The organism is Cupriavidus basilensis, from assembly GCF_029335485.1.
GTDB classification, from domain to species: Bacteria; Pseudomonadota; Gammaproteobacteria; order Burkholderiales; family Burkholderiaceae; genus Cupriavidus; species Cupriavidus basilensis_E.
In genome coordinates, this window is sequence record NZ_JARJLM010000230.1 from 1 (window position 1) to 1203 (window position 1203).

Consider the following 1203-nt stretch of genomic DNA (forward strand, 5'->3'; position numbering starts at 1 on the left):
CGAACGCCAGAAGCCGCTATCCGTTCCCAGATGAAAATTCCCTCAGCCGAATTCGTCGCCCCCAAGGACGACAACGCCCGCCTGCAGAACCTGTGCGGGCCGCTTGACGAAAACCTGCGCCAGATCGAGCAGGCGCTCGACGTCACCATCCAGCGCCGCGGCCACCGCATGACAGTGCGCGGCGCCTACGCCCGCGACGCCGCCGCCGCGCTGGAGCGCTTCTACAACCAGGCCCGCACCGCGCTGTCGATCGACGACGTGCAGCTCGGCCTGGTCGAGGCGCGCCAGGTCGCCGCGCACGGCACCTATGTGCCGGATGGCGCCACCGCCGAGGCGGACGCCTTCGAGGACGAATCGCCGGTGCTGCACACGCGCCGCACCGGGCTGCACGGACGCACGCCGATGCAGCGCGACTACCTGCGCAACGTGCTGTCGCACGACCTCACCCTGGGCATCGGTCCGGCCGGCACCGGCAAGACCTACCTCGCGGTGGCCTGCGCGGTGGACGCGCTGGAACGCGACGCGGTCAAGCGCATCGTGCTGACGCGCCCGGCGGTGGAAGCCGGCGAGCGCCTGGGCTTCCTGCCCGGCGACCTGGCGCAGAAGGTGGATCCCTACCTGCGCCCGCTGTACGACGCGCTCTACGACCTGCTCGGCTTCGACCGCACGCAGAAGATGTTCGAGCGCCAGATGATCGAGATCGCGCCGCTGGCTTATATGCGCGGACGCACGCTGAACCACGCCTTCATCATCCTGGACGAGGCGCAGAACACCACGCCCGAGCAGATGAAGATGTTCCTGACCCGGATCGGCTTCGGCTCCAAGGCGGTGATCACCGGCGACACCACCCAGATCGACCTGCCGCGCGGCCAGAAGAGCGGCCTGGTGGAAGCGCAGCACGTGCTGCGCGAGGTGCGCGGCGTGGCCATGACCCGCTTTACCAGCATCGACGTGGTGCGCCATCCGCTGGTGGCGCGCATCGTCGATGCGTATGACGAATATCACGCCCAACACAGGGATGCTTAATTGAACGCCAACACCTCCCCCGCCAGCCTGATCCTGTTCGACGCCAACGGGCGCGCCCGCAAGACCCAGGCGCACGCCGTGCGCGTGCAGCTGCCCGACGGCCGCAGCATCACCGTGGACCTGTCCCAGGCCGCCGACGGCGTGCTCGCGCTGCTGGCCGAGCACACCGACGACCGC

Annotated in this window: 1 protein-coding gene and 1 pseudogene; both read left to right on the forward strand. The window is 69.1% G+C overall.

Annotated features, from left to right (window positions below):
- Positions 1 to 30 precede the first annotated feature (30 nt).
- Positions 31 to 1026, forward strand: coding sequence for a PhoH family protein (locus P3W85_RS13415; protein WP_276265141.1), 996 nt, complete (start codon positions 31 to 33; stop codon positions 1024 to 1026).
- Positions 1027 to 1203 (forward strand): annotated as a pseudogene (locus tag P3W85_RS13420) (rRNA maturation RNase YbeY); the annotation flags it as partial.

Excerpts from the sequence above, each read along its gene's own strand:
- P3W85_RS13415 (WP_276265141.1), top strand. The coding sequence starts at position 31 with ATGAAAATTCCCTCAGCCGAATTCGTCGCCCCCAAGGACGACAACGCC.